Annotated in this window: 32 protein-coding genes; 18 read left to right on the top strand and 14 right to left on the bottom strand. The window is 72.7% G+C overall.

The window, feature by feature from the left end; all coding sequences use genetic code 11:
• Window positions 1-22: 22 nt before the first annotated feature.
• The 8 genes from ACN27D_RS03100 to ACN27D_RS03065 all read left to right on the top strand — a co-directional run bounded on the left by ACN27D_RS03100 (window position 23) and on the right by ACN27D_RS03065 (window position 8,315).
• Complete coding sequence (locus ACN27D_RS03100; protein ID WP_199733040.1) at window positions 23-1,360, top strand: cytochrome P450; 1,338 nt, start codon at window positions 23-25, stop codon at window positions 1,358-1,360.
• Window positions 1,357-2,232: a terpene synthase family protein gene (locus ACN27D_RS03095; protein WP_421498497.1), complete on the top strand. Its 876-nt coding sequence runs from the start codon at window positions 1,357-1,359 to the stop codon at window positions 2,230-2,232. The genes ACN27D_RS03100 and ACN27D_RS03095 overlap by 4 nt, the downstream gene beginning before the upstream one ends.
• Window positions 2,229-3,788, top strand: coding sequence for a prenyltransferase (locus tag ACN27D_RS03090; RefSeq protein WP_421498496.1), 1,560 nt, complete (start codon window positions 2,229-2,231; stop codon window positions 3,786-3,788). The genes ACN27D_RS03095 and ACN27D_RS03090 overlap by 4 nt, the downstream gene beginning before the upstream one ends.
• Before the next feature lie 80 nt (window positions 3,789-3,868).
• On the top strand, window positions 3,869-6,340 hold the full coding sequence (locus ACN27D_RS03085) for a nitrate- and nitrite sensing domain-containing protein (RefSeq protein WP_421498495.1): 2,472 nt from the start codon (window positions 3,869-3,871) through the stop codon (window positions 6,338-6,340).
• Between the two features lie 66 nt (window positions 6,341-6,406).
• Window positions 6,407-6,832, top strand: a complete 426-nt coding sequence (locus ACN27D_RS03080; protein WP_013287417.1) for a roadblock/LC7 domain-containing protein — start codon at window positions 6,407-6,409, stop codon at window positions 6,830-6,832.
• Window positions 6,829-7,218 carry a DUF742 domain-containing protein gene (locus ACN27D_RS03075; RefSeq protein WP_013287416.1) on the top strand — a complete coding sequence of 130 codons (390 nt, stop codon included), beginning with the start codon at window positions 6,829-6,831 and terminating at the stop codon, window positions 7,216-7,218. The genes ACN27D_RS03080 and ACN27D_RS03075 overlap by 4 nt, the downstream gene beginning before the upstream one ends.
• A complete protein-coding gene (locus tag ACN27D_RS03070; RefSeq protein WP_013287415.1) occupies window positions 7,199-7,807 on the top strand; it encodes a GTP-binding protein in 609 nt (202 codons plus the stop codon). The genes ACN27D_RS03075 and ACN27D_RS03070 overlap by 20 nt, the downstream gene beginning before the upstream one ends.
• A gap of 28 nt (window positions 7,808-7,835) precedes the next feature.
• Complete coding sequence (locus ACN27D_RS03065) at window positions 7,836-8,315, top strand: GNAT family N-acetyltransferase (protein WP_145751945.1); 480 nt, start codon at window positions 7,836-7,838, stop codon at window positions 8,313-8,315.
• Window positions 8,316-8,323: 8 nt separating this feature from the next.
• On the opposite strand, the gene ACN27D_RS03060 is transcribed toward ACN27D_RS03065, so the two are convergent.
• Entirely contained in the window at window positions 8,324-9,172 is an 849-nt protein-coding gene (locus ACN27D_RS03060; RefSeq protein WP_421498494.1) for a LysR family transcriptional regulator, read from the bottom strand.
• Window positions 9,173-9,267: 95 nt separating this feature from the next.
• Between ACN27D_RS03060 and ACN27D_RS03055 the strand changes: the two genes are divergently transcribed.
• Entirely contained in the window at window positions 9,268-9,999 is a 732-nt protein-coding gene (locus ACN27D_RS03055; protein ID WP_121683060.1) for an SDR family oxidoreductase, read from the top strand.
• 10 nt (window positions 10,000-10,009) lie between these two features.
• Here the strand turns inward: ACN27D_RS03055 and ACN27D_RS03050 are convergent, their stop codons facing one another.
• Together ACN27D_RS03050 and ACN27D_RS03045 are read right to left on the bottom strand one after the other, a co-directional pair.
• Window positions 10,010-10,786, bottom strand: coding sequence for a hypothetical protein (locus ACN27D_RS03050; RefSeq protein WP_421498493.1), 777 nt, complete (start codon window positions 10,784-10,786; stop codon window positions 10,010-10,012).
• Between the two features lie 80 nt (window positions 10,787-10,866).
• Window positions 10,867-11,337, bottom strand: coding sequence for a YfbM family protein (locus tag ACN27D_RS03045; protein WP_258544911.1), 471 nt, complete (start codon window positions 11,335-11,337; stop codon window positions 10,867-10,869).
• A gap of 83 nt (window positions 11,338-11,420) precedes the next feature.
• Between ACN27D_RS03045 and ACN27D_RS03040 the strand changes: the two genes are divergently transcribed.
• Complete coding sequence (locus ACN27D_RS03040; RefSeq protein WP_120568958.1) at window positions 11,421-11,825, top strand: SRPBCC family protein; 405 nt, start codon at window positions 11,421-11,423, stop codon at window positions 11,823-11,825.
• A 13-nt stretch (window positions 11,826-11,838) separates the two neighbouring features.
• Here the strand turns inward: ACN27D_RS03040 and ACN27D_RS03035 are convergent, their stop codons facing one another.
• Window positions 11,839-12,540 (bottom strand): TetR/AcrR family transcriptional regulator, encoded by a 702-nt coding sequence (locus ACN27D_RS03035; RefSeq protein WP_421498492.1) that lies wholly within the window; start codon window positions 12,538-12,540, stop codon window positions 11,839-11,841.
• A 95-nt stretch (window positions 12,541-12,635) separates the two neighbouring features.
• Between ACN27D_RS03035 and ACN27D_RS03030 the strand changes: the two genes are divergently transcribed.
• A complete protein-coding gene (locus ACN27D_RS03030; protein WP_120568960.1) occupies window positions 12,636-12,866 on the top strand; it encodes a hypothetical protein in 231 nt (76 codons plus the stop codon).
• Between the two features lie 88 nt (window positions 12,867-12,954).
• Here the strand turns inward: ACN27D_RS03030 and ACN27D_RS03025 are convergent, their stop codons facing one another.
• The 4 genes from ACN27D_RS03025 to ACN27D_RS03010 all read right to left on the bottom strand — a co-directional run bounded on the left by ACN27D_RS03025 (window position 12,955) and on the right by ACN27D_RS03010 (window position 15,369).
• Window positions 12,955-13,161, bottom strand: coding sequence for a hypothetical protein (locus tag ACN27D_RS03025; protein ID WP_145751957.1), 207 nt, complete (start codon window positions 13,159-13,161; stop codon window positions 12,955-12,957).
• An 82-nt stretch (window positions 13,162-13,243) separates the two neighbouring features.
• Window positions 13,244-14,209, bottom strand: a complete 966-nt coding sequence (locus tag ACN27D_RS03020; protein WP_355116921.1) for a trypsin-like serine peptidase — start codon at window positions 14,207-14,209, stop codon at window positions 13,244-13,246.
• Window positions 14,210-14,425: 216 nt separating this feature from the next.
• Window positions 14,426-14,611, bottom strand: a complete 186-nt coding sequence (locus ACN27D_RS03015; protein ID WP_421498491.1) for a DUF397 domain-containing protein — start codon at window positions 14,609-14,611, stop codon at window positions 14,426-14,428.
• Entirely contained in the window at window positions 14,602-15,369 is a 768-nt protein-coding gene (locus ACN27D_RS03010) for a Scr1 family TA system antitoxin-like transcriptional regulator (protein WP_421498490.1), read from the bottom strand. The genes ACN27D_RS03015 and ACN27D_RS03010 overlap by 10 nt, the downstream gene beginning before the upstream one ends.
• A gap of 88 nt (window positions 15,370-15,457) precedes the next feature.
• Here ACN27D_RS03010 and ACN27D_RS03005 point away from each other — a divergent pair, with 88 nt between their 5' ends.
• A complete protein-coding gene (locus ACN27D_RS03005; protein ID WP_387374084.1) occupies window positions 15,458-15,772 on the top strand; it encodes a hypothetical protein in 315 nt (104 codons plus the stop codon).
• A gap of 65 nt (window positions 15,773-15,837) precedes the next feature.
• Here the strand turns inward: ACN27D_RS03005 and ACN27D_RS03000 are convergent, their stop codons facing one another.
• The gene (locus tag ACN27D_RS03000) at window positions 15,838-18,693 is read right to left on the bottom strand and encodes an aconitate hydratase (protein WP_421498489.1); all 2,856 of its coding nucleotides are present in this window, start codon (window positions 18,691-18,693) and stop codon (window positions 15,838-15,840) included.
• A 156-nt stretch (window positions 18,694-18,849) separates the two neighbouring features.
• Between ACN27D_RS03000 and ACN27D_RS02995 the strand changes: the two genes are divergently transcribed.
• Window positions 18,850-19,206 (top strand): VOC family protein, encoded by a 357-nt coding sequence (locus ACN27D_RS02995; RefSeq protein WP_120568965.1) that lies wholly within the window; start codon window positions 18,850-18,852, stop codon window positions 19,204-19,206.
• A gap of 23 nt (window positions 19,207-19,229) precedes the next feature.
• Window positions 19,230-19,883 carry a DedA family protein gene (locus ACN27D_RS02990; protein WP_421498488.1) on the top strand — a complete coding sequence of 218 codons (654 nt, stop codon included), beginning with the start codon at window positions 19,230-19,232 and terminating at the stop codon, window positions 19,881-19,883.
• Window positions 19,884-20,125: 242 nt separating this feature from the next.
• Here the strand turns inward: ACN27D_RS02990 and ACN27D_RS02985 are convergent, their stop codons facing one another.
• From ACN27D_RS02985 to ACN27D_RS02975, 3 genes are all read right to left on the bottom strand, one after another.
• Window positions 20,126-20,368, bottom strand: a complete 243-nt coding sequence (locus ACN27D_RS02985; RefSeq protein ID WP_421498487.1) for a hypothetical protein — start codon at window positions 20,366-20,368, stop codon at window positions 20,126-20,128.
• 235 nt (window positions 20,369-20,603) lie between these two features.
• Entirely contained in the window at window positions 20,604-21,476 is an 873-nt protein-coding gene (locus ACN27D_RS02980) for a hypothetical protein (RefSeq protein ID WP_421498486.1), read from the bottom strand.
• 41 nt (window positions 21,477-21,517) lie between these two features.
• Window positions 21,518-21,706 (bottom strand): hypothetical protein, encoded by a 189-nt coding sequence (locus ACN27D_RS02975; RefSeq protein ID WP_141708223.1) that lies wholly within the window; start codon window positions 21,704-21,706, stop codon window positions 21,518-21,520.
• Between ACN27D_RS02975 and ACN27D_RS02970 the strand changes: the two genes are divergently transcribed.
• Both ACN27D_RS02970 and ACN27D_RS02965 read left to right on the top strand, forming a co-directional pair.
• Entirely contained in the window at window positions 21,705-22,511 is an 807-nt protein-coding gene (locus ACN27D_RS02970) for a hypothetical protein (protein WP_357897397.1), read from the top strand. The genes ACN27D_RS02975 and ACN27D_RS02970 overlap by 2 nt on opposite strands.
• Before the next feature lie 41 nt (window positions 22,512-22,552).
• Entirely contained in the window at window positions 22,553-22,942 is a 390-nt protein-coding gene (locus ACN27D_RS02965; protein WP_030274248.1) for a hypothetical protein, read from the top strand.
• 52 nt (window positions 22,943-22,994) lie between these two features.
• On the opposite strand, the gene ACN27D_RS02960 is transcribed toward ACN27D_RS02965, so the two are convergent.
• Entirely contained in the window at window positions 22,995-24,506 is a 1,512-nt protein-coding gene (locus tag ACN27D_RS02960; protein WP_013475927.1) for an APC family permease, read from the bottom strand.
• 198 nt (window positions 24,507-24,704) lie between these two features.
• Between ACN27D_RS02960 and ACN27D_RS02955 the strand changes: the two genes are divergently transcribed.
• Window positions 24,705-25,358, top strand: a complete 654-nt coding sequence (locus ACN27D_RS02955; protein WP_421498485.1) for a GOLPH3/VPS74 family protein — start codon at window positions 24,705-24,707, stop codon at window positions 25,356-25,358.
• Window positions 25,359-25,397: 39 nt separating this feature from the next.
• Here ACN27D_RS02955 and ACN27D_RS02950 read toward each other — a convergent pair whose 3' ends face one another.
• Complete coding sequence (locus tag ACN27D_RS02950; RefSeq protein WP_421498484.1) at window positions 25,398-25,997, bottom strand: GNAT family N-acetyltransferase; 600 nt, start codon at window positions 25,995-25,997, stop codon at window positions 25,398-25,400.
• 153 nt (window positions 25,998-26,150) lie between these two features.
• On the opposite strand from ACN27D_RS02950, the gene ACN27D_RS02945 reads away from it, so the two are divergent.
• Window positions 26,151-26,840 (top strand): cellulose binding domain-containing protein, encoded by a 690-nt coding sequence (locus ACN27D_RS02945; RefSeq protein WP_421498483.1) that lies wholly within the window; start codon window positions 26,151-26,153, stop codon window positions 26,838-26,840.
• The last annotated feature ends 138 nt before the right edge of the window (window positions 26,841-26,978 follow it).

The following is a 26,978-nucleotide window of genomic DNA, read 5'->3' as shown; positions in this document are numbered from 1 at the left end:
GCCCACCGGCCGACCCCGAATCGTGCCGCTGCGGCAGATCCTGCCGGCGGTGCTCCGCGACCCCGCCCGGGCTCTCATCGACATCGGTAACCGTACCGAAGGCGAACTGGTCCGGCTCAACCTCGGCTCGTTCCGGCCGTACCTGGTCACCCACCCCAGGCACGTGCAGCACGTCCTGCGGGACCGCGCGGACAACTACGAGCGGGCCGGTGACGGGCTGTTCTGGCGCCCGGTCAAGCGGCTGTTCGGCGAGGGGATCCTCGGCGAGGGGCAGATCTGGTCGGCCAGCCGGCGGATGCTCCAGCCGATGTTCACCGCCAAGCGGGTCGAGGCGCTGGTCGACGGCATGGCCGACGCGATCCGCGACGCGGTCGGGGAACTGGACGAGCCGGCACGCGCCGGGCAGCCGGTCGACATCGGCGTGGAGCAGGCGCGCATCGTCAGCCGGGCGATCATGAAGGTGCTGTTCGCCGACCGGATCTCGGTGCCGGACGCGATGCGCGTGATCGAGGCGCAGGACCGGATCGCCACCGCCGTCATCCCCCGGATCATTGTGCCGTTCGCTCCGCTGTCCCTGCCGATGCCCGGCGACCGCACGTTCGCCCGCGCCGTACGCATCGTCGACGACGTGCTGGTGCCGATCGTCCGCCAGACGCGGGAGTCCGCCGACCAGGGCGACGACGTCATCTCGACGCTCTGGCAGGCCCGCACCGAGGACGGGCGGCAACTCGACGAGCGGCAGGTCCGCAACGACACGGTGGCGATGTTCGCCGCCACCACGGAGACCACCATCAACGTGCTGACCTGGGCCTGGCCGCACCTGGACCAGCACCCCGAGGTGGCCGAGCGGCTCTACGCCGAGATCGACGAGGTGGTCGGCGGCGAGCCGGTACGCCGCGAGCACCTGAGCCGGCTCACGTACACCCGGATGGTGCTGGACGAGCTGCTGCGGCTCTACCCGATCGGGTGGATCATCCCGCGCCGCGCGGTCGCCGGGGACGTCATCGACGGCGTGCCGATCGAGCCCGGCGCCACGATGGCGGTCAGCCCGCTGATCACCCAGCGGATGCGGCAGTTCTGGGACCGCCCGGACGAGTTCGACCCGGAACGGTTCCGCCCCGAGCGCGTCCGCGCCCGCCACCGGTACGCCCACTTCCCGTTCGGCGGCGGGCCGCACCAGTGCCTCGGCATGTACCTGTTCTACCTGGAGGCCCAGCTCATCCTCGCCACCATGCTCAGCCGCTACCGGTTCCGGCTGCACCGCCCCGGCGTACCCGGACTCCGGCTGGCCGCGGCGCTGCGGCCGCGCGAGCGGGTCGAGCTGACGCTCGTCGCCGCCGGGCGGACGGAGCGGGCATGACCGACGGGCCGACACTCGATCCGCTCGCCGTCGCCGCGGAGCAGGGCCGGGTCTGCGCGCTGGCCGCGCAGGGCCAGCGCGGCCTGCGCAGGGCCGCCGCCGCGCACCCCGAGCTGTTCCCCGGCGACCCGTTCGACGCGACGCTGTTCAGCAGCATCGCGCAGGCGATGGCGTTCAGCGCGCCCTGGCACAGCGCCGCCGAACTCGCCGTGACCAACCGCGCGGTGCTCTGGGGCTTCGCTGTGGACTGGCTGGTCGACCACCAGGCCACCAGCCGGGCCGAGGTCGACCGGATCACCGGCGTCTGCCTGGACGTGCTCGACGGCGGCGAGTCCGGCGACCCGCTGGGCCGGTTCCTCGCCGAGCTGCGCGACGACGTCGCCGCCGCGCCCGCCTACCCGGCGCTGCGCGGCCACTGGCGCGACACGATGGCACGCACGCTCGACGCGATGGCCCGCGAGTGGGACTGGCGGCGTACCGGCCGCCCCACACTCGCCGACTACCTCGCCAACGCCGACAACCTCGCCGCCACGGTGGTGAACGTGGCGCACTGGATCCACACCGGATCGGTGTCCGACGCCGCCACGCTGGCACGGCTGATCGAGGTCGGCGACGAGGTCCAGCGGGCCCTGCGCCTGGTCAACGACCTCGGCACCCACCGCCGCGACGCCGAGTCCGGCGACCTCAACGCGCTGCTGCTGGTGGACGACCCGGCCGAGGTCGAGCGGCGCTTCGCCGAGCAGGTCGACCACTGCCGCGTCCTGCTGGCGAAGCTGGCCGGCGAGGTGCCCCGGGAGGCCGACTTCCTGTCCCGGCAGCTCGGCTTCACCACCGGCTTCTACCGGAACACCGACTTCTGGGGCGTGCGGTGACCCTCACCGCCGGACCGGTGCCCGCCACCCGGTCCGGGACCACGCACGACCTGATCACCGCACTCGGCGGCGAACCGGAGGGGCAGACGTCGCCGTCGGTCTACGAGACCGGGCGCCTGGTCGCGCTCGCGCCGTGGCTCGACGGCCACGACCGGCGCATGGCCTGGCTGCTGGCCCGGCAGCGTCCGGACGGCGGCTGGGGTGGCCCCGGCGGGTACGCGCTGGTGCCGACGCTGAGCGCGGTCGAGGCGCTGCTGGCCGTGCTGCACCGCGACGGGCCGGCCGCCGCGCCCGCAGCCGCCGCGCACCGGGGGCTGGCGTACCTGACCGGCGCGCTGCGCGCCGGCGCCCCGCCGGACCTGCCGGCCACCGACCTGATCGTGCCGGCGCTGCTGACGGCTGTGGACCGGCACCTCGACGGGCCCTCCGGTCCGCCACCCGGGCTGGCCGAGTGGGCCGGCCGGCCCCGCCTGCCGCTGCCGGCCGGTCTCGACCCGGCCCGGCTGACCCGGGTACGCGGACTGCTCGCCACCGGGGGGCCGGTGCCGGAGAAGCTGGCGCACGCGCTGGAGGTGGCGGGCGAGCTGGCGTACCGCGCGTCCGGGGTGCGTCCCTCGGCCAGCGGCGCGGTCGGCGCCTCACCCGCCGCCACCGCCGCCTGGCTCGGCGGGCCGGAGCCCGGGCCCGCCCTGGACTACCTGAACGCTGTCGCCCGGCCCGGCCCGGTGCCCTGCGCCAGCCCGATCACCGTGTTCGAGCGGGCCTGGGTGCTCGGCATCCTGGTCCGGGCCGGCGTGCCGGTCGGCGCGCCCGAGCCGGTGCTGACCGAGCTGCACGCCGCGGTCGGACCGTCCGGCGCGGCCACCGCGCCCGGCCTGCCCGCCGACGCCGACACCACGGCGGTCACGCTCTACGCGCTGGCGCGGCTGGGCCGGGCGCCGGGTGTCGCGCCGCTGGCCGGGTTCGACACCGGGGCGCACTTCTGCACCTGGCCGGGGGAGGACGGGGCGTCGCTGACCACGAACGCGCACGTGCTCGACGCGCTCGGCGAGCAGCCGAGCGCGCCCGGCGTCACCGGCGCCCGGCGCCGGGTCACCGAGTGGCTGCTGGAGCGGCAGGAGCCGGACGGCCGGTGGGAGGACCGCTGGCACGCCTCGCCGTACTACGCCACGTACGCGGTGCTGCTGGCGCTGGCCGACCACGCGCCGGACGGCGCGGCGCGCGCCGCGGTCGAGCGAGGGGTGGCCTGGCTGCTGGACACGCAGCGTCCGGACGGTTCCTGGGGACGGTGGGACGGCACCGCCGAGGAGACCGCGTACGCGGTGCTCGCGCTGGCCGACGCGGGCCGGTCCGGCGACCCCCGGATCACGTCGGCGCTGGCGCGGGGCCGGCGTCGACTGTCCGAGCTGGACGGATGCGACGGCGAACCGGCACTATGGCACGACAAGGACCTCTACCGCCCGACGCGGATCGTGCGCGCCGCGGTGCTGGCGGCCTCCGGCGGCGCCGGGGCGACCCGGACCAGGGCCGCACCTACCATGATCAGGATCGCTTGAATGAGGTTCACGACGGCTGCTAGCGTGCGCCGGAGTCGATCGGATTCCGAACCGACCGAAGACCGGGCCAGGACGGTGTGATGGGTTCCCGCAGTACGAATCTCCGTACGAAGATCATCGCGCTGCTGGCGTCGCTGACCGCGCTCTGGGCGTTCGCCGCGTGGGTGACCGTACGGGACGGATTCAACCTGCTCGGCGTGCAGACGCTCAACGCGCGCGTCTTCGAGCCGAGCGACCCGCTGCTGCAGGAGCTGCAGGCCGAGCGCCGGCTGTCGCTGCGCTACCTCGGCGAGTCCGACCCGGGCCGGTTGCAGGAGCTGGAGGCCCAGCGCGCCCGTACCGACGAGACCGCCGGCGCGCTGTGGCGCTCGGTGCGGGACTGGCGCACCGAGATCCCGGCCAGCGAAGAACTGATGAGCCGGCTCGACGAGCTGAAGACCGAGCTGGACCAGCTCGGCCAGGTACGCGCCGACGTCAGCCGCAAGACCATCGACCGGACCACCACGCTCATCGCGTACGACGAGGCGGTCGACGGGATCTTCGCGGTGTTCGACGCCCTCGGCGGCCTCGACGACGACGAGATCGCCGAGGACACCGCCGCGCTCATCGACCTCAACCGGTCCCGGGAGCTGCTGTCCCAACAGGACGCGCTGATCACCGGCGCGATCGCGGCCAACCGGATCACCGTCGGCGAGCAGACCGCGTTCGCCCGCCTGGTCGGCGCGCAGTGGTTCCTCGCCGACCGCACCTCCCGGGAACTCGCCCCGAGCGACCGCGCCCGCTTCGAACGGATGGTCGAGGGCGACGCGTTCCAGCAGCTCCGCACGCTCCAGGACCAGGTGCTCGCGGCCAAGGGCGCCGAGGTGCGCCCGCCGGTGAGCGCCGCGGCGTGGCAGGCCGCCGCCGAGAAGGCGATGGCCGACCTGCGGGAGGTGATCCTCGCCGGCGGTGAGGACATCGTGTCCCGGGCCATGCCGGTCGCGATCGGCGTCATCGTGCGGCTGGTGCTCGCCGCCGGTCTCGGCCTGATCGCCGTCATCGCGTCCGTGGTCGTCTCGATCACCACGGCACGGGCGCTCGTCCGCCAGCTCGAACGGCTGCGCGAGGCCGCCTTCAAGCTGGCGCACGAACGCCTGCCGAGCGTGGTGGAACGACTGGGCCGCGGCGAGGAGGTGGACGTCGCCCGCGAGGCGCCACCGTTGCAGTTCGGCGACGACGAGATCGGCCAGGTGGGCAAGGCGTTCAACGTCGTCCAGGAGACCGCCGTCCGCACCGCCGTCGAGCAGGCCGAGCTGCGCCGCAGCGTACGCGACGTGTTCCTCAGCCTGGCCCGGCGCACCCAGGCGCTCGTGCACCGGCAGCTCACGCTGCTGGACGCGATGGAACGGCGGGAACACGACGCCGAGGAGCTGGAGGACCTGTTCCGGGTCGACCACCTGGCGACCCGGATGCGGCGCAACGCGGAGAACCTGATCGTGCTCTCCGGCTCGACTCCGGGCCGGGCCTGGCGGCGCAACGTCCCCATGGTCGACGTGGTCCGCGGCGCCGTCGCCGAGGTCGAGGACTATACGCGGGTCACCGTGCGCCCGCTGGGCGAGGTGGCGCTCACCGGCCGCGCCGTCGGTGACGTCATCCACCTGCTGGCCGAGCTGATCGAGAACGGACTCTCCTTCTCACCGCCGCAGACCACCGTGGAGGTCCGCGGCCAGCTCGTGGCCAACGGCTTCGCCGTCGAGATCGAGGACCGCGGCCTCGGCATGAGCGCCGACGAGCTGGCCGCCGCCAACGCGCGCATCGTCGACCGGTCCGAGCTGAACCTGGCCGACGCCGCCCGGCTCGGCCTGTTCGTGGTCAGCCGGCTCACCGAGCGGCACGGCGTCAAGGTGCAGCTCAAGGAGTCCGCGTACGGCGGGACGACGGCGGTGGTGCTGATCCCGCGTGAACTGATCACCGCCGACGGCGCCGACGCGGCCGACGCCCTGCCCGCCCCCGGGACGGCCCTGCCGGCGGCGCCCGCACCGGATCCGGCGCGGAGCACGCGCGACGGCGACGGGCCGGCGACCCCGTCCGGCCCGGACGGCGACACCGAACCGGACCAGCCGGCCGAGCCCGCCCCGCAGGCGCCGGAGCCGGTGACGCGGGCACCCCGGCTGACCCCCTCCGGGCTGCCCGCGCGTACCCGTAAGCGGCAGCCCGGGGTGGCGGGGCCCACCACGGAGCTGGCGGTGGTGGAGCGGCGGCCCGCCGCCACGACCGACGAGCCTGACGCGTCGCCGGCGACGGAGCCGGAGACCGCGCCGGTCACCGACGCGGGACTGCCGGTCCGGGTACGCCAGGCCAGCCTCGCGCCGGAGCTGCGGCACGACCAGACCGAGGCGGAGGACGACGCCGCCGACGACGACGACACGGCGCGTGCACCGGAGCAGGTGCGCCGGATGATGAGCTCCTACCAGAGCGGTACGCGACGCGGCCGTACCGATGCCGCGCGCTTGCTCGGTGGAGCCCAGGGGGCCGGCGGCGGGCCGGCCGACGCGGACGAGCAGGTTACCTGACCGGGACGTCGACGCGACGGAAACCGGAAGTTGACGGCACACAAGCCGGGAAGATGAGGACGACGAGTGGCGCAGAAGACGGCTTCGAGCGCGGATCTGACGTGGCTGCTGGATGACCTGGTCGGCCGGGTCAAGCAGGCGGAGCACGCCGTGGCGCTCTCCACCGACGGACTGTTGATGGCCTCGTCCCGCGGATTGAGCCGGGACGACGGCGAGCACCTGGCGGCCATGGCGGCCGGCATCCAGAGCCTGGCCCGCGGCGCGGGCAAGCGGTTCGGTGGCGGGCACGTACAGCAGACCATCATCGAGATGCAGTCCTCCTTCCTGTTCGTCACCGCGGCCGGGCGCAACGCCTGCCTGGCGGTGCTGGCCTCGGAGGACGCGGACGTCGGCCTGATCGCGTACGAGATGGCCATGCTCGTCACCCGGGTCGGCCGGTTCGTCGCGTCACCGACCCGGGAACAGCCCCTCGGCGAGAACGCGGCACGATGACCGGCCGGGGGGACTCCGCGGAGCAGGAGTGGGTGGACGACCACGCCGGCCCGGTGGTGCGCCCGTACGCGGTGACCGGAGGCCGGGCCCGCCCGGTGACCGGCACGTTCGACCTGATCTCGCTGGTCACCTCGACCCGCACGGATGTCGGGTCGGAGTCCGGGCTGGGCCCGGAGCACGTGGCGATCGTCGGCCTCTGCCAGCGGATCCTCTCCGTGGCCGAGATCGCCGCCCATCTCGACCTGCCGGTGGGCACGGTCCGGGTCCTCCTCGGAGACCTGGCCGCCCGCAGCCTGGTACAGGTACGCGAGCCGCGCGCGACCACCGCCGGCCTTCCCGACGAGCACGTTTTCGAGGCGGTAATCAATGGACTACGGGCGCTCTGAGCGGCCGGCGGGCGCCGCGCCGCTGCCCACCGCGATCAAGATCCTGATCGCGGGCGGGTTCGGCGTCGGCAAGACCACGATGGTCGGCGCGGTCAGCGAGACCCGGCCCCTGCGGACCGAGGAGGTGCTGACCGAGACCGGGATCGGCATCGACGACCTGTCCGGCATCGAGGAGAAGTCGACCACCACCGTGGCGATGGACTTCGGCCGCATCACCATCAGCGACGACCTGGTGCTCTACCTGTTCGGCACGCCCGGGCAGGACCGGTTCTGGTTCGTCTGGGACGAGCTGGCACTCGGCGCGCTCGGTGCGGTGGTGCTCGCCGACACCCGCCGGCTGGCCGACTGCTTCCCGTCGATCGACTACTTCGAGGGGCGCGGTACGCCCTTCGTGGTGGCGGTGAACTGCTTCGAGGGCGCCAAGACGTTCCGTCTCGACGAGGTGCAGGCCGCGCTCGACCTGGACCCGGGCGTACCGGTGGTGCTGTGCGACGCGCGCAAGCGGGAGTCGGCCAAGGAGGTGCTGATCACGCTGCTGGAGCACGCCATGAAGCTGCGGGAGGCGCGCCGCCGCGCCGCCGAGGACTGAACGGTCACACATCGACGGGGGAGTGGCGATGACCGAGGTGAGCGTCCGGGCGATGACCCCGGACGAGTTCGACAGCTGGCAGGACGAACTCGCCGCCGGCTACGCGCGGGAGCACGTGGCCGCCGGCAACTGGACTCCGGAGGAGGCGCTCGACCGGGCCCGGCGGGAAAGCGCGGCCTTCCTGCCGCAGGGCATGGCGACGCCCGGCATGCTGTTCCTGCTCGGCGTGCTGGCCGACGGCTCGCCGGTGGGACGCCTGTGGATCGGCCTCACCCACCCGCGCGGGCTCGCCGGCTGCGCGTTCCTCTACGACATCGAGGTCGCCGCCGGGCACCGGGGCCGGGGCCTCGGGCGGGCGCTGCTCGCGGCCGGGGAGCGGGCGGCCCGGGAGCGGGGCGCGCAGGCGCTGGAGCTGAACGTCTTCGGCGCCAACGAGACGGCACGCAAGCTGTACGAGACGTCCGGCTACCGGGTGGTCACCCAGCAGATGCGCAAGGACCTGTCGTAGGGCGGTCCCTACAGGCGGGTGGCGGTCCGGATCAGGGCGGCGAGGGACCGGGACCGGCTGTGCGGCGGCCACGCGATCACAGTGGTCACCGCCGGAGCGTCCGGCACCGGCACGGCTACCAGGTCGGCGAGCAGCAGCGTCCGGACTGACTCCGGCAGCACCACAACGGTACGGCCGAGCGCGATGAGCTGGAACAACTGGGCGTGCTCCCGGACCTCGGGGCCCGGACCGTCCGGATACGACCCGTCGGCCCGGGGCCAGCGCGGCATCGGCAGGCCGGGCAGCGTCTCCACCTCGGCCATGAGGAGGTGCGGCCGCCGGGCCAGCGGATGGGCGGCCGGCAGGACCGCCACCTGCTGCTCGGTGACGAGTTCCTCGGTGTCCAGCCCGGTGGTCGAGTCGAACGGCAGGTGCAGCAGCGCCACGTCGGCCCGCCCGTCGCGCAGCAGCCGTTCCTGTTCGCCGATGCCGCACAGCAGCACCTCGACGGGGACCGCGTCCGGCTCGGCCGCGTACGCGTCGAGCAGTTTCGGCAGCAGCTCGCTCGACGCGCCCGCCTTGGTCGCCAGCACCAGCCCGGGGCCGCCGTTCACGGCCTGACCGGCGCGGCGGGTACGGCGGTCGGCGGCGGCCACGGCGTCCAGGGCGGCCCGGCCCTCCCGGAGCAGCACCGCACCGGCGGCGGTGAGCGCGACGCTGCGGCTGTCCCGTTCCAGCAGCGTCACGCCGAGGCGCCGTTCGAGTTGCCGGATCGCGCGCGACAGCGGCGGCTGGGCGATGCCCAGGCGGCGCGCGGCGCGGCCGAAGTGCAGTTCCTCGGCGACCGCGACGAAGTAGCGAAGCTCCCGCGTCTCCATCCCGCCACCGTACCGCCGGATCGATACCCGCCGGGTATCGGCCGCTACCGAGGTGGTGTTGGAGGCCCGCCCGCCGCGCGGACAGGATCGAGAGCATGAGCGAACGGACGATCGCGCTGGTGACGGGCGCGAACAAGGGCATCGGGTACGAGATCGCGGCGGGCCTGGGCGCGCTGGGCTGGCGGGTGGGCGTCGGCGCCCGGGACGAGCAGCGGCTCGCGGAGGCGGTCGCGAAGCTGCGCGCGGGCGGCGTGGACGCGTTCGGCGTACCGCTGGACGTGACCGACGACGCGAGCGTGGCCGCCGCCGCCCGGCTGCTGGAGACGGAGGCCGGCGGGCTGGACGTGCTGGTCAACAACGCGGGCGTGACGGGTGGCATGCCGCAGCACCCGGGTGACGTCGACCTCGCGACCATCCGGACCGCGGTCGAGGTGAACGTGATCGGGGTGGTCCGGGTGACCGAGGCGATGCTGCCGTTGCTGCGCCGCTCGGCCTCGCCGCGGATCGTCAACATGTCCAGTGGCGTCGGCTCGCTGACCCGGCAGAGCGCCTCGGAGGGCGAACATCAGACCGGCCCGCTGTCGGTGGCGTACTCGCCGTCGAAGAGCATGCTCAACGCGGTGACCATCCAGTACGCGCGGGCGCTCGCCGGCACGGGCATCCTGATCAACGCTGCCTGCCCGGGTTTCACCGCGACCGACCTCAACAGCTTCCGGGGCGTGCGGACCCCACAGCAGGGCGCGGCGATCGGAATCCGGCTGGCGACGCTGCCGGACGACGGGCCGACCGGCGGCTACTTCGAGGACGCGGGCACGATCCCGTGGTGAGCGGCGCTCGTCAGTACCACATGACCGGGTTGCCGGTCGCCACCGACGCCGCGCACAGCCGGCGCAGCGGCTCCACGATGTAGGCGAAGTCGCCGCCCGACCGGCTCCGGGTCCGTACCGCGAGCCGTTCGGGCGGCGGCTCGCCGTGCTCGCCCACCGGCCGCATCGCCACCACCGTCCGCGTCCCGCCGGTGGTGAACTCCACCCGGTCGCCGGGCAGCGGCCGCTGGCCGAACCGGACGGCCCGGAACAGCGTGACCGGCGGGTCGGCGCGGTCGAGGACGAAGAAGCCGTCCGGATCGACGCCCGCCTGAAAGCCCGGGCCGAACATGAACAATCCGCGGTATGCCTCGACGTACTGCATCACGACCGCGCCGGTCGCCTCGTCGACCAGCTCCACCTCGTCGGTGATCCGGGCGGTGCGGGCGAACGCGTCCAGCTCGGCGAGCGCGACCGCTGCCTGGTCGGCAGTGAGTGAGCCGCCGTTGGCGTCCGGCAGCGCGGCGGCGAGCGTCGGGAAACGGTGCTCGCCGGCGGCGCGTAGCGCCTGCTGGAACAGCCGCACACCGGCCCAGTTGGACACGTGCTCGTTCGCCTGCTCCATTGCCTTGTGCGGGCACGCCTCCGCCTGCCAGGCGTCGAACGTGCGGTGCGCGGCCTTGTTGCCCTCCCACGGCCGCAACAACGCGAGACAGCCGTCCTCGTCGTAGCCGACCGGCCCGACCGGGCACGGGGTGGCGAGGCCGTCCTGCCAGCACCGGCAGTACACGAACGCGTCGAGTCCCACGCCGGCACGCTACCGGCGCCCGGGCCGTCGGCGCGCACCCGTTGCCGGCGGCTCGTCTCCAGCGGCTCGTTTCCGGCGGGTCAGGTGACGGCGAGCAGCACGGCGTCTCCGCTCGCCGCCGCGTCGCGGTAGAAGTCGCGCAGGGCGGTGAAGTTCGGCAGCAGGTAGTTGTCGAACTCGTCTTCGCCGTCGTCCCAGATGTGCGGATAAATCTCGGCCTCCGACATGGCCGCCGGATCGAAGCGGGCCCGCAGCGTCGCGTCGTCCACCGCGTCGAGCCCGGCGGCCACGGCGCGCACGGCGTCGGGCATGAGCAGCCGGGCCGGGCCCATGCCGAGGTCCGGCCCGATCGGGTCGCCCCCGATGATCGCCGGGCCGGCGTCGCCCCGGACCTCGTACGTGGTGCCGTTCAGCAGGTAGTGCAGCCCGTGCCACGCCTTGTCGAGGTCGAGTTCGTCCGGACCGCCGTCGAACAGCGTGCCGACCGCGTCCGGGTCGGCCAGCACCGTCGCCAGGTCCTCGCCGGACAGCCGGCGTGCGGTGAACACCATGCCCATGTGGTCGTCTCCCGAGGTGTCGGTCGGAATCGGCGGCAGCGTAACGCGGGCGTCCGACAGCGTGCCATCATCGGCGCATGGCCTCGGAGTCCCGGCACCTCAGCGTCCACATCGACCGTCCGGTCGCGGAGGTCTACGCCTTCGCCGCCGACCCGGCGAACCTGCCCCGCTGGGCCCCGGGCCTCGGCGGCTCGGTCGTGCTCGTCGACGGCCACTGGTACGTGGACACGCCCGAGGGGCGGGCGCGGCTGACCTTCGCCCCGGCCAACGAGTACGGCGTGCTCGACCACGAGGTGCTGACGCCGTCGGGCGAGACGGTCTACGTGCCGCTGCGCGCCATCGCCGACGGGGACGCCACCGAGGTGGTGTTCAGCCTGCGGCGGATGCCCGGCATGAGCGACGCGGACTTCGACCGGGACACCGCGCTCGTTCAGGCGGACCTGGCCCGGCTCAAGGCCGTGCTGGAGAGCGCCGCCGGCTGAGAGGCGAGCGTGGTCAGTCCGGCGTTCCTGCCCGTGCCGCCGCGTGGATGACAGCGTCGAGGCCCTTCTCGAACAGCAGGTCGTCGTCCCATCGGGTGTCGTCGAGATGGCCGGAGGCGCTGAGGGTCGGATAGGCGCCGGCGCTCGCGGCGATGTGGTCGCGGGCTGCGGCTCTCGCGCCCGGGTCCGCGGTCTGGCGCCACGTGGCCTCCGTGAGCGAGGCGCCGATGACGTAGTTGGCCAGCATTCTCGTGGCGACTGCGAGGTGAAGACCGCCGCAGCCGCCGCGCACGAGCGCCGACTGGAGGAACTCGGTACGGGCCAGGACGTTGGGCCCGAGCATCGGGCGTCCGACCAGCCGGGGTGCCCAGGGATGGCGCAGCATCGCGCCGCGCCACGCCCGGACGAGGACACGGACGTCGTCCATCCAGTCGTCGCCGTCGTCCGGCACCGGCACCTCGCCGAAGATGTGGTCGACGGCCAGGTCCAGGACGTCGTCCTTCGTCTTCACGTGCCAGTAGAGCGCGGTGGCGGTCACGTCGAGCCGCTGGGCGAGGCAGCGCATCGTCAGGCCCTCGACGCCCTGCTCGTCCAGCACCGTCACCGCGAGTTCCACGATGCGTTCGAGGGTCAGCGGCGGCTTGCGCCGCGCCCGCGGCGGCACTGCCCGCAGCCACACCGGTGTCGTCGGTGCACCGGGCTCTGTCGCTGTCATGGAGCCACTTTAGTTCACTGGACAGGCAGCTTAACAACGGTAAGCTGATCGAACAGGCGAAAGTCCGGCGTCGACAGTAGGCAGGAGGGCGCGCCGTGCCCCTGCTGCGGATCCACCTCGACAGCGACCCCACCACCGCCCGCCGCGTCCTCCAGACGCATCGCGAGGGCGGCGTCCATCACGAGTCGCGGGAAGCGGCCCGGGAACAGGTGTGGCGCCAGGGTCGCACCCCGGCCGGTGACCCGGTCTTCGTCGGCGTCACCAACGGCCGCCGCAACGTGCAACTGCTCTACGACGTCGAGGTCTACTCCGACACTGTTCCGTGAGGACTCGCCGGCACTCATGACTCGCTGGGAATGGGAATTGCGCATTCGATTCCGGCGGCCGCAGATCCGGCGGACGCAATTCGGTGAATCAGTCGCCGATCGCGTCCCGCATTCGTTCCCTCGTCCAGTATTCGGACGGATCGGTGGCGCCGGGGCTCGGATTGTGCGTCGCGACCACCGGGCCGGGCGGTGCCGGTCGCCGCGCGCCCCCGTCGCGAGCCGCGACGACCACGACGGCCGCGGCCACGGCGAGCGCCGCGACGGCGGCCGCGCCGAGCAGCACACGATGGGACATGTCGCCTCCTCCGGGGCCGGGTGCCGGTCCGACCGGCACCGGTCCGCCTGGTGCGCCGGGCGGCACACCAGGCGGACGTCGTTCACCAGGTGTCGTTCGCGTACGTGTTGTAGAGCGTCCCCACCACCGCGGCGGAGAAGTACGGCGAGCCGTTCGTGTTCGAGCCGCTCGAGTAACTCATCACCCCGTGCACGTCACCGCGCCTGGTGGTGTTGTCGTAGCTGTAGTACCACGGACCGCCGCTCGAACCGCCCCCGAAGCCGCAGTTCATCTCGATCCGGTTGCTGCCCGCGTCCCGCGACGTGCCCGAGCAGACCCACTGGACCTCACCGCTGTCCTTGTTGCTCGGGTAGCCGAAGATGTCGTAGTGGTACGCCCGGCCACCGCCGGTGAGCAGCCCGTTCGCGCCGACCGCGTCCACGATCGACCGGCTGCCGTAGACGAGCGCGACCGCCACGTCGTACTGCCGCTCGCGGGTGCTGATCCAGCCGCTCGGCACCGCGAGCGTGGACCAGTCCCAGGTGCCGTACGGCTGCGCGCCGTTGCGGTACGACGGCACGAACATCCAGTTCGCGGTGTGCCAGTCCCGGCCCGGCCCGTCGTGCACGCAGTGCGCGGCCGTGAAGACCATGTTGCGCGCCGGGCTGTTCACCACGCTCGCGGAGCAGTAGTGGCCCAGACCGTCGGTCGAGCTGGTGTAGAAGATCTTCCCCACCGTGATCGACTCGTTCAGCTGGGCGCCGAAGCCGCTGCCGTCCTTCGGCGCCACCGCCTCCGCGAAGCGCCGCACCCGCTCCGCCGCAGGGCTCTGGGTGACCGGGCCGGCGGACTTCTCCACCTCGTCGGCCGGAGTGGCCGCCGCCATGCGCTCGGCCGTCCAGTATGCCCTGGCCTGCGCGGACGACCCCGCCTTGCGCTCGATCGACGTGACAGCGGCCGGAGCGGCCGTGCCCGCGGTGGTGCCGGTGCCGGCCAGCGCCGGAGTGCCGGCGAGGATCGCCGGCAGGATCAGGGCCGGCAGGGCCAGAAGTTTGATCGTCGTCTTCATGAAATCCTTCCCAGTGTTCGATTCCCGGATCGAAACTGGAGCGCCCCCGTTGTTCATCGCGATGCCGGCAACGTATCGACGGTATTCGGAGCGTGTCAACGAATCATGGACGTCGATTGTTTGCAGTGTCGGATGTGCGATCGGGGGCGACGGAATTCATCGAACAGCAATTTCTCAATGCGTGGGATGGGCGAAAGGGTGGCCCTTTCGGCCCGCTCAGCGGCGGGTCGACGTCACGAACCGGATCCACGCGGCCGGGGTGAAGGTGAGCACCGGCCCGGCCGGGTCCTTCGAGTCGCGGACGCCGACCACACCGGGCAGGTTGCCGGCGACCTCGACGCAGTCGCCGCCGTTGCCGCCGCTGCGGGTGCTCTTGCGCCACCGGGCGCCGCTCAGGTCCATGCCGCCGCCACTTCCCTCAGCAGTTCCAGGGTCCGCGCGCGAGGCAGCGCCTCGCCCCGGATGCGTTCCCACCGACGCTCCAGGGTAGCAATCTCCGAGGGCTGCTCGATGATCTGCGCGCGGGCCTGACTGTCCACATGCGCCACCCGGTTGCCGTCGCGCAGTTCCGCGATGACGAACGGCCCGTCCAGCCCGGGATAGGTCGGCGTGTCCACCGGTACCACGTGGAGCTGCACGTTCGGCAGTTCGGCGCAGGCGAGCAGGTGGGTCACCTGCGCGGCCATCAGCGCCCGGTCGCCGGCGGCGGCGCGGCGCAGCACCTGCTCGTCGAGCACCACGACGTACAGCGGCCCGCGCGGGCGGGTGAGGATGACCTGCCGGTCCAGCCGGGCGGTGACCAGGTCGGTGATCTCGTCGGCGGTCAGCGGCTGGCCGATGAACGTGGCCCGGGCGTACGCCTCGGTCTGCAACAGGCCCGGCACCCAGGCCAGTTGGAAGGCTCGCAGCGCGACCGCCTCGCGTTCGATGTCGACCCACGGGCGGAACCAGACCGGCTCGCGGCGGCGGACCGTGTCCGGCCAGAGCGCCTCGATCGGCTGGCCCAGCAGGTTCGCCACAGTCGCGCGGTGCCGGCTCTGCGGGATGTGTCCGGGGTTCGCCCATCGGGCCACCGTCTTCGGGTGCAGTCCGAGCCGTTCCGCCAGGCTCTCGGCGGTGTGGCCGGCACCGGCCAGCGCGGTGACGAAGGCATGGTTCATGCCCGTTCCTCCCCGGAGCAAAAGAACTGTCCGAAGGAGATTACACAACGCTGTGTGATTGTTCGGGCACCCTCGGCACGGTAGGGGCATGACCGAACCGACACCCACATCGGCGTACCCCCGGGTGGTGCTGCCGCTGACCGGCCACCGCGCGTGCGGTCCGGCCTGGCGCTGCGACCGCTGCGGCGAGCCCTGGCCGTGCCCGACCCTGCGGGCCGCGCCCACCGACGCGGCCCGCCGCGCCACGATGATCCCCGAGTTCTCCCGGCTCACCCGGCAGGCCATCCGCGACCTGCGCGGCCGGCCCGACGGCCCGGACCCGGTCGCGATCGTGCGGCGCTTCCTGTGGTTCCTGCCGCTCACCGACTCCGAGGCACGCGCCGTCGCGCTCCGGCTGCGATGACCACGGTACGGCGAGGGCCGCTCCCCGCCGGAGCGGGAAGCGGCCCTGTGTCAGCCGTACGCGAATCAGCTCGCGATCATGCGGCGCAGCACGTACTGCAGGATGCCGCCGTGCCGGTAGTAGTCCGCCTCACCCGGGGTGTCGATGCGGACCACGGCGTCGAACTCCACGCCGGTGTCGGTGGTGACCTTCACCGTACGCGGGGTGTCGCCGTCGTTGAGCGCGGTGACGCCGCTGATCGAGAACGTCTCGGTGCCGGTCAGGCCCAGCGACTCGGCGGTCTCGCCGCCCGGGAACTGCAGCGGCAGCACGCCCATGCCGATCAGGTTCGAGCGGTGGATCCGCTCGTACGACTCGGCGATGACCGCCTTCACGCCCAGCAGCATGGTGCCCTTGGCCGCCCAGTCACGCGACGAGCCGGAGCCGTACTCCTTGCCGGCCAGGATGACCAGCGGGACGCCCGCCTCCTGGTAGGCCATCGAGGCGTCGTAGATCGAGGTCTGCTCGCCGGTCAGGTGGTTCACAGTGAAGCCGCCCTCGACGCCCGGGACGAGCTGGTTGCGCAGCCGGATGTTGGCGAACGTGCCCCGGATCATCACCTCGTGGTTGCCCCGGCGGGAGCCGTACGAGTTGAACTCGTGCCGGGCCACGCCGTGCTCGGCCAGGTACTTGCCGGCGGGGGAGTCCGCCTTGATCGAACCGGCCGGGGAGATGTGGTCGGTGGTCACCGAGTCGCCCAGCTTGGCCAGCACCCGCGCGTCCGCGATGTCCTGCACCGGGGTCGGCTCCTGCTGCATGCCCTCGAAGTACGGGGGCTTGCGCACGTAGGTCGACTCGCCGTCCCAGGAGAACGTGTCACCGGTCGGGGTCGGCAGCGACTGCCAGCGCTCGTCACCGGCGAACACGTCGGCGTACGCGGCGCTGAAGCCGGTCGCGCCGATCGCGGAGGCGATGACGTCCTGGATCTCGGCGCTGTTCGGCCAGATCTCCCGCAGGAACACCGGGTTGCCCTGGGCGTCCTCGCCGATCGGCTCGTTGGCCAGGTCGATGTCCATGGTGCCGGCGAGCGCGTACGCGACCACCAGCGGCGGGGACGCCAGGTAGTTCATCTTGACGTCCGGGTTGATCCGGCCCTCGAAGTTGCGGTTGCCGGACAGCACCGACACGACCGCCAGGTCACCGTCGTTGACGGCGGCGGAGACCTCCTCCGGCAGCGGGCCGGAGTTGCCGATGCAGGTGGTGCAGCCGTAGCCGACCAGGTTGAAGCCGAGCTTCTCCAGGTACGGCGTGAGGCCGGCACGGTCGTAGTAGTCCATGACGACCTTCGAGCCCGGCGCCAGGGTGGTCTTCACCCACGGCTTGCGGGCCAGGCCCTTCTCCACCGCGTTGCGGGCCAGCAGCGCGGCGCCGATCATCACCTGCGGGTTCGAGGTGTTGGTGCAGGAGGTGATCGCGGCGATCACCACGGCGCCGTGGTCCAGCTCGTACTCGACGCCGTCGGCGCTGGTCACGCGTACCGGATTGCTCGCCCGGCCGCCCGCGCCCACAGCGGCGGTCTCCAGGTCGCGCGGCGCGTCCGCCGGGTCGTTGACGCCGTTGGCGGGGGAGTCGCTGGCCGGGAACGACTCGGCCGACGCCTCGTCGGCCGGGCCGTCGGCGCCGAACGGCTTCTCCTGCTGCGGCACGCCCGGCTTGCGGCCCGGGTCGCCGCCGGTCTCGTCGGCGGCCACGTAGTCGCTGAGCGCGGCGCGGAACAGCGTCTTGGCGCTGCCCAGCGGCACCCGGTCCTGCGGGCGCTTCGGGCCGGCCAGCGACGGCTCGATGGTGCTCAGGTCGAGCTCGAGGCGCTCGGAGTACTCCGGCTCGCGCTCCGGGTCGTGCCAGAGGCCCTGCTCCTTGGCGTACGCCTCGACCAGCGCGACCTGCTGAGCGTCGCGGCCGGTCAGCTCCAGGTAGCGGACGGTCTCGGCGTCGATCGGGAAGATCGCCACGGTCGAGCCGTACTCCGGCGACATGTTGCCGATGGTGGCGCGGTTGGCCAGCGGCACGGCGCTCACGCCGGGGCCGTAGAACTCGACGAACTTGCCGACCACGCCGTGCTTGCGCAGCATCTCGGTGATGGTCAGCACCAGGTCGGTGGCGGTGGTGCCGGCCGGCATCTCACCGGAGAGCTTGAAGCCGACCACGCGGGGGATCAGCATGCTGACCGGCTGGCCGAGCATCGCGGCCTCGGCCTCGATGCCGCCGACGCCCCAGCCCAGCACGCCCAGGCCGTTGACCATGGTGGTGTGCGAGTCGGTGCCGACGACCGTGTCCGGGTACGCCTGGCCGTTGCGCTCCATGATCGTACGGGCCAGGTACTCGATGTTGACCTGGTGCACGATGCCGGTGCCCGGTGGGACGACCTTGAACTCGTTGAACGCGGTCTGGCCCCAGCGCAGGAACTGGTAGCGCTCCTTGTTGCGCTCGTACTCCAGCTCGACGTTGCGCTCGAAGGCGTCTTCGCGGCCGAACAGGTCGGCGATGACCGAGTGGTCGATGACCAGCTCGGCCGGAGCGAGGGGGTTGACCTTGGTGGCGTCGCCGCCCAGGTCACGGACCGCCTCGCGCATGGTGGCCAGGTCGACCACGCAGGGCACGCCGGTGAAGTCCTGCATCAGCACCCGGGCCGGGGTGAACTGGATCTCCACGCTCGGGTCGGCGGTGGCGTCCCACGCGCCGAGCTGCTGGATGTGGTCGGCGGTGATGTTCGCGCCGTCCTCGGTCCGCAGCAGGTTCTCCAGCAGGATCTTCAAGCTGTAGGGCAGTCGCTCGTGGCCCTCCACCTTGTCGATCCTGAAAATCTCGTAGCTCGCGTCTCCGACGCGTAGCTGGGTCTTCGCACCGAAGGTGTCGAGGCTCGCCACGTCGTACTCCTTCACACCAGCGACCGTGAGTAGTCCTGAGCAGTTTGTCGCACCGACCGGGGCGCTGCCGTGCTTAGGCAACACTTACCTGCGTCGGTCTCTACAAAACCGTACGTCCGTCTTGCTATTCGTGCAACCTCGTGCCACGCTGCGGGACGAGGAGGTGCCACCATGATCCATCACGTCCTGCTCGCCTGCCCCCGCGGCTCCGAGGACGCGTCCCGCTCCTTCTACACCGGCCTGCTCGGCCTCACCGAGAAGCCCAAACCCCCGGCCCTCGCCGCCCGCGGTGGCTGCTGGTTCACCGGGTACGACACCGAGCTGCACCTGGGCGTCGAGGACGACTTCCGGCCCGCCCGCAAGGCGCACCCCGCGCTGCTGCGCCCCGACCTGGACGAGCTGGCCGCCCGCCTCGACGCCGCCGGACACGCCGTGACCTGGGGCGACGACGAGATTCCCGGCATGCGACGGTTCCACACGTACGACCCGCACGGCAACCGGCTGGAGTTCCTGGCCCCCGCGGGCTGACCCGGCGCGGGTAGGGTCGGCGGGTGGTCGACGTACAGCACTGGCTCGCCGCGCTCCCGCCGGCCCTGATCTGCCTGCTCGTGGGCGGCGTGATCGGCGTGGAGAGCATGGGCATTCCGCTGCCCGGCGAGATCGTGCTGGTCAGCGCCGCGCTGCTCGCCGCCACCGGCGCCGTCGGGCCCGAGTGGGTGGCGACCGCCGCGGCCACCGGCGCCATCATCGGCGACTCCATCGGGTACGCGGTGGGCCGCCGAGGTGGCCGCCCTCTGCTGGAACGGCTCGGCCGTCGCTTCCCGAAACACCTCGGCCCGGCACACCTGGCCCGCGCCGAGCTGAGCTTCGCCCGGCACGGCGTCTGGGCGGTGTTCTTCGGGCGGTTCGTCGCGCTGCTGCGCATCCTCGCCGGGCCGCTCGCCGGGGCGCTGCGCGTGCCGTACCGCCGGTTCCTGGTCGCCAACGCCGCAGGCGGGCTGGTGTGGGCGTTCGGCACCACCTACCTGCTGTTCTATCTCGGGCAGACCGCCGAGCACTGGCTCAAGGACATCTCCTGGGCCGGGCTGGTGCTGGCCGTGCTGGCCGGCGTGGTCAGCACCGCGTGGCTGCGCCGCCGAGCCAAGCGCCTGCACGTGTCCGAGCCCTCCGAGCAGCCCGCCCCGGTCCCCGCCGCCGACCGCTGACCCCCTTCGCCCCACGGCCAGAAGGCGGACGACCCAGTCCAGCGCTTCCAGGGCATCACCGGCCAGGCCCGTACCGCGCTCTCCTCGCCCCGTTCCGCCCTGACGCCGGCTCGCCTTCAGGCCGGCTCGCCTTCAGGCCGGCTCGCTTTCGTGCTGGCTCGCCTTTCGTCCCGGCGCACCCCGCGCGGTGATCAAGGAGTTTGTGTCCTGGGAGGGCTCCCGCAGGGACACGAACTCCTTGATCACCGACGCGGATCGAGGCGGGTGGGGTGGAGCAGGGCGGACGGGAGGGGCCGGGTCGGCGGGGTGGGGCGGACCGGAGCGGGCCGGGACAGGCGGGACAGGCGGGACAGCTCGGCCGGATGGGCGATGGGCGGGCGACCGGCGGCCGGGCAGGGGCGGGGCGCGGTGGACCGCCGGACCGGGTGAGTGGGGTGCACGGGATGCGCGCGACGCCGGGTGCGCTGCCCTGCCCCGTCGATCATGAAGTTGGCGGTGGCTGGTGTCCGATTTGTCGCCGCCAACTTCATGATCAACGCGGTGGGTGCGGTCGGGCGGGGGGTGCTGTGGTGCTGTTGGGGTGCGCTGATCGCGGTCACCCCTTGGGTTGGTTGAGATCTTGGTAGGAAATGGCCCCTATGAGGGCCGTTTCCTACCAAGATCTCTGCGCGCTCCGCCTTGCGGGACAGTAGTCCTGGAAAATGGGCGGTGCGGCCGGGGTCAGGGGGTGGTGAGCAGGGTGAGCAGGGTTTCGCGGGCGGTGCGAACTGCGGCCCGGGACTCCTCGGTGTGGTCCAGCGCCTCGAATCCGTGCTGTCCGTTCGGCACGTCCACCACGCACAGCGGGATGCCGCGCCGCCGCGCGACCACCGTGAACGCCTCGATGGTGGGAGCGACCTCGGGCCGTTCCCGCCCCGCCCGGGTCAGCACGAGCGTCGGCCGTGCCGCACCCTCCGCCCGCGCGGCGTCGGACCCCGCGACATCGGAAGAGGAAGAGGCTGCTCGCGTGACGTCGACATCGGCGTCGACGGGGGCGGCCGCGTCCGAGGGCGGGGCGGCGACCGGGTGCGCCGGGCTGTGGGCGGCGCCGGCGGGCAGGTCGAGGGCGTCTATCGGGCGGAAGCGCGGGTCCACCGGGGGCCATCCGGGAAGCGGGGCCAGCAGCGGGTAGGTCGCGGCCACGCCGCGCAGCCAGACCGGCGGGTCGCGGAGCCAGTCGCCGAGCAGCAGGCCGGCGCCGGAGAAGAACCAGAGGCCGAGCCGGTCGGGGTCGACGCGCGGGTCGGCGCGAAGCAGTTCGGCGGTGGCGGCGACCCGGGCGGCGACCGTGTACAGGTCGTCCGGGCTGGCCACTGTGAGCCGGGGGATCGCGGCCAGCACGCCCGCCTCGGCGAGCAGCGCGCCGTAGCCCCGGTAGAGCGGCCAGTCCCGCGCGTCGGGCGCCTCGGGCGGTCCCGGTACGCCGTGCACGACGACGACCGCGGGATGCCGGCCGTCGCCGGTGGGCACGTGCAGGTCGACGTCGCCGTGCCGCTCGACGGCGGCGGGCGGAGGATCGAGGACGAACGGGCTCTCCCAGAAAACGGTTCCCATCATTGCGATGGTAGGAGAATCCGCCGCCCCCGACTGTCCGGTCAGGACGAGGAGGCCTTGGCGTGCCGCTCGCGCAGCCGGTCCCGGATCTCCTCCGGGGTGTACGCCCGGCGCCGCCGTTCGGCCCGCGCCACCACCACTCCGGTCGCCGCGACGCCGGCGAGACCCGCGAGACCGAGTACCTTCCACCACCGCATCCGTTGCCGCATCCGCATAGGGTAGTCCTCCATGAGCATCAGCCTGGACGAGGCCGTGGAGCTGACCCGCACCGGCGACCTGTGGGTGTTCCGCGGACGCAGCGTGCCCGACCGGGCCATCCAGCTCACCACGAACAGCCCGGTGAACCACGTCGGCATGGCGGTGGTGCTCGACGACATGCCGCCGCTGATGTGGCACGCCGAGCTGGGGCGTTCGCTGCCGGACATGTGGACCGGCACCCACCAGCGCGGCGTGCAGCTGCACGACCTGCGGGACGCGGTCTGCGTCTGGGCCAACCGGTACGGCCAGCGGGGCTGGCTGCGCCAGCTCGAACCACCGGCCGGCACGGCGATGGAGGAGGCGGTGCTGCGTACCGTGGCTCGCCTGGACGGCACGCCGTTCCCGTCCACCGCGCAGCTCGCCTGGCGGTGGGCGCGGGGCCGGCTGCCGCACCCGCGCCGCCTGAGCCTCGGCGCCCTCCGGGGCAGGACCGGCGACCGGAACCAGATCGGCATCCTGAACAGGATCATCGACAGGGGCGAGGCCGGCAGCCGGGGCAGGGCCGGCGATACCGGTTACCGAGGCGATACCGGCCTCCGAGGCGAGACCGGCGACACGAGCAGGATCGGCGACGCCGGCAGGGAGAACGCCGCCGCGCTGGAGACCGCGTACTGCGCCGAGGTGGTCGCGGTGACCTATGAGGCGATGGGCCTGCTGCCCGCCGGGCGACGGCCCAACTGGTACGACCCGGGCCGGTTTTGGAGCGGCGACGACCTGGCCCTCAGCGGCGGCGCGCACCTCGGTGCCGAGATCGAGGTACGGATCCCGCCGCGCTGAGGAAGGTTTGCCGCCGGGGCGGGCCGGTAATGAGGAGCGTCGTGACGGCTTCCACCGACCTCGACACGCTCACCGACTTCTTCGACCGGTACGGCGTGGCGCTGACCACTGCCGACGTGCCGGCCATCGCCGGCTGCTACGCCCTGCCCGGGCTGGTGGTCGCCGACACCTACAGCTTCTCGTTCACCTCGCCCGCTGCGGTGGCGCTCAGTTTCGTCGGCGCCGCGCCCGACTACCAGGAGCGGGAACTCGTCGCCGCGAACGCGCAGATCGAGGACGTGCAGCAGATCTCCGCGCTGCTCACCGAGGTGGCGGTGCGCTGGGAGTTCCTGGACAGCCAGGGCGGCGCGGTCCCCGGCGAGCGCTACCGCTACCTGCTGCGCACCACCGAGGACGGCCCGGTTATCTGCACAGTCATCCGTACCGCCTGATCGTGCTGGCGCGGCGGCCGGCCACGCGGGCCGGCCGCCGCGCCGACGGGCGTCAGCGGTGGTGGGCGCCGGCCCAGCGGTCGGCCTCGGGCGCCGGGTGCAGGCCGGGCTCGTGCAGGCCCTCCTCGGTGACCTGGCCGATCCGGCGGTACGTGTCCGGCCGGCTGGTACGCAGGATCGCGCCCCAGATCAGGCCGACCACGCCCGCCGCCACCGGGATCGCCGGCAGCAGCCACTTCAGGTAGCTCGCGGTGTCGGGGGCGAGCAGCGCGTCGAAGTTGAACAGCAGCACCAGCAGCACGGCGGTGAGCAGGACCGTGCCGAGCGCCGGGGCGATCGCCCGCTGCCAGGCGCTCTCCGGGCCGGGGCGGCCCCGGAAGAAGCCCACCACGGAGGCCGAGGTGAGCGTCATCAGCAGCACGACGCCGACCGCCGCGGCGCCGGACAGCCAGGTGAACAGGTCGATGACCGGGTCACGGCCGGTCATCGCGAACGCCAGGAACACCACCACTGCGAGGACGCTCTGCACGAGCGAGCCCGCGACGGGCGCGCCGCTGCGGCTGGAGGTGGCGCCGAGGAAGCCCGGCAGCACCCGCTCCCGGCCCAGGGCGAACAGGTAACGCGCCACGCCGTTGTGGAACGACAGCAGGGCGGCCAGCACGCTGGTGATGAACAGGACGTTGGCGATGTCCGCGACGACCGCGCCGGTGTACTGGTCGAGCGCGCCGAAGATGATGCCCGGCCCCGCCTCGGCACTGGCCGCCGGGGCGTTCTCCGGACCGGTGAGCACTGTGAGCGCCCAGGCGGAGAAGGCGTAGAACAGGCCGGTGAACGCGACCGCGATGTAGGTGGCCCGGGCCACGGTGCGCCGCGGGTCCTTGACCTCCTCGCTGTAGATGGCGCCGCTCTCGAAGCCGGTGAAGGAGGCGATGGTGAACGCGAGCACCGCGCCGAAGCCGGCGCCGAACAGGTGGCCGGGGCTGATGCCGGCGGTGGTGACGGTGCCGCCGTCGGGGTTGGCGAAGGCGACCAGGTCGAAGATCAGCACGGCCACGCACTCGAGGATGAGCAGCACCGCGAGGACCGTGGCGTTGAGGTCGATGCGCAGGACGCCGAGCGCGCCGATGAACACCCAGGCCAGCAGCGCCCAGACCCACCAGTCGAGGCTGATGCCGGTCTTGGCGTCCATGAAGTCGCCCAGGATCGCGCCGAGCAGGCCGTAGAGACCGATCTGGATCGCGTTGTACGCCGCCAGTGCGACAGCCGAGCCGGCCACCCCGCCGGCCCGGCCGAGACCGTTGGCGATGTACGCGTAGAACGCGCCGGCGTTGGCGACGTACCGGCTCATCGCGGCGTAGCCGGTGGCGAAGACGGCCAGCACGGCGGCGAGGAGCACGTATCCGAGCGCGGCGCCGATGTTGCCGCTGACCGCGTACATGGTGGTGACACCACCGCCGAGAACGGTCAGCGGGGCGGACGCGGCGACGGTGAAGAAGACGAGGTGAGCGGTGCCGAGACGACCGCGGCGCAGCCCACCGTCGGAGAAGAACGGATCGGAGGACAAGGCTTCTCCAGGGGAGGGGGTGAGGGGATTGAGGTGTCTACTTCGGAACAACCTGAAGCAGGGTATTGGTGATCACTGATCGTGACAACCCCGCTTCGATATCGATTGGGGTGCGCGTGATCGGCCGGAATTGAGCTGTGCGTGGTCATGCCGTACCGTCCCGTGTCGACGATCACGGCCACCGTTCGAGGATGGACCATGACCTACCCCGGGGCGCAGGCCACTTACCGGCTTGCGGATGCGCTGTTCCTTATCGGACACGACGAGTTCACCGGCAAGCCACATGTCGCCGTCGACCGGCTGGAGTGCGGGCTGGCCGGCGCCGCGCTCGCCGAGCTGATGTTCGAGGGCCGGATCGCCCTCGACGGAGGGGGGATCGCCGCTGTCGATCCGCGGCTGTGGCAGGAGCCGCTCACCGACCTGCTGATCACCGAGATCCTGCGCCGCGAGGGGGCGCATCCGGCCCGGCTGTGGATCCGCTACCTGCGGACGCAGCTCAACATCAACGAGCGGGTGGGCACCCGGCTGGTCACCGCCGGCGTGCTCCGCCGTGAGCAGGGCAAGCTGATCGGCCGGATGGTGCGCTGGCCGGCCATCGACCCGAACCAGGCGGCCTCACCGCGGGTGCGGCTGACCGCGATGCTGATGCACTCCTCCCCGGCCGAGCTGGACCCGGGGACGCTGCTGCTGGCGACCCTCGCCGAGGCGGTCGGGCTGGCCGCGCACATCTTCGATCCGCAGGTGGCCACGCGGATGCGCGACTGCCGCCGGTTCCTGCCGGCTCAGCTCGAAGGGTTGCTCGCCGCCGTCGTGGGCGCGCTAGACGTCACCACCACGACGGTACGGCGATGACGTCCCGCCCCGGGCCGAGCCGGGGCGGGACGGCGCCGGTCAGGTCGGGTCGCGCCACATCGGGTAGAGGCTGGGGCCCTCCGGCAGGTCCAGCGTGAGCGGGCGGCGCCGGAATCCGAGCCGCTCGTAGAGCGCGGCGTTGCGCGGCGAACTGGCCTCCAGGTACGCCGCGGTGCCGGCCTGATCCAGCTCGGCCAGCTTGTTACGCAGCAGCGCCGAGCCGACGCCCTTGCCGTGATGGTCGGGGTGTACCGCGATGAAGGGCAGGTACCAGTGCGGCTCAGCCGGGTGCCGGGCGCTCATCATCTCGTCCAGCACACCGAACCGCTTCATGGCCTCCGCGCCGATCGCGGCCTCCATCTCGTCGAACTCGTCGCCCTCGTCGGCGTCGTGTCCTTCGCCGGTGGGCAGCCAGAGCGTGGCGCCCAGGCCGTCTCCGGCGACGTGCACCTCACCGGTGCGCAGCGCCAGCGCGACGAACGGTCCGAAGAAGGCGGGATGGACCCGGGCGCGGTGGTCGTCGGCCGGGAAGACCCAGCCGCTCACCGGATCCCGCATGAACGCCTCGGCGAGGATCGCGGTCACGACGGCTGCGTCCGCCGTGGACGCCCGCCGGATGTTGCCCTGCCACTCACTCACTGGCCAACCGTCCTACCGGCTCGACGAGCCATTGTGGTCATTGATCGGCGTGCAAGGTATCAGGTGTCCACGCCGTGCGGCAGGCCCCGATCGGAGTGCTCGCCGCGACCCGGTCCGTGTGGCTACGCTGGCCCGGACCCCGACAGGAGGACCATGTCCCGCACGCGTCGTCCCGGCCCGCAGCCCGGGACCGCCATGACCTCGTCCCCCTGGATCCTCGTCGCCGCGGGCGTGGTCGTGATGGTGGTCCTGCTGGTGGTGGCGCTCGGCTCGGTGCGGGGCCGGCGTACGTTCCCGGCGGCCGGTCCGGCGGATCCGGTGATGTCGCTGCCGCACGTCCCGCTGACGCCCACGGCGGTCAGCGCCACCGGCCCGTCGCCGGTGGCCGCCACCGCTCCGGTGGTGCCGGGCCTGTCTCCCCGGTCCACGGTGCTGCCCGCCCGGCCGACGCCGGCCGCGCCGACCCCCAGCCCTCGGGGCGTGGCCCGGCCGGTGCTGCCCCCGCCGCCGCCTCCCGCGCCGCCGCCGTCCGCGGTGACCGGCCGGTACAGCGTGATGAGCGCCTTCGACGGCGGCTTCATCGGCGAGGTGCTGCTGGTCAACACCGCGCGTACGGCGCGGGGCTGGACGGTGCGCGCGGTGTTCCCGGGTGGCCGGCTGGTCACCGCCTGGGTCGAGGGCGCCGAGCAGGGCGTGTTCCGCTTCGACGACGGCGTGTTCACCTACCGCAGCGGGTTCGACCTGGCCCCCGGGCAGTCGCTGCCGGTGCGGTTCCACATCGAGCGGGCCGGCACCCGGCCGGTGAGCTGCACCGTCGACGGCACACCCTGCGCCGAACGGTAGGTCGCGCGGCCCGCCAGGGGTCGGCGTCGGATGCCTCCTCTTGCAAGGTGACTGCTTTATTGCGGCAGTGTTTGCAAGGTATTGCAGAATGTTTCGGCAAGGGCTAGCGTGCGGGCGAATCAGCGACCAGAGAAAGGC

Origin of the sequence: Micromonospora sp. WMMD1274, from assembly GCF_049179035.1 — a bacterium.
GTDB lineage: Bacteria > Actinomycetota > Actinomycetes > Mycobacteriales > Micromonosporaceae > Micromonospora > Micromonospora tulbaghiae.
This window is presented reverse-complemented; position numbering and strand designations above follow the sequence as displayed.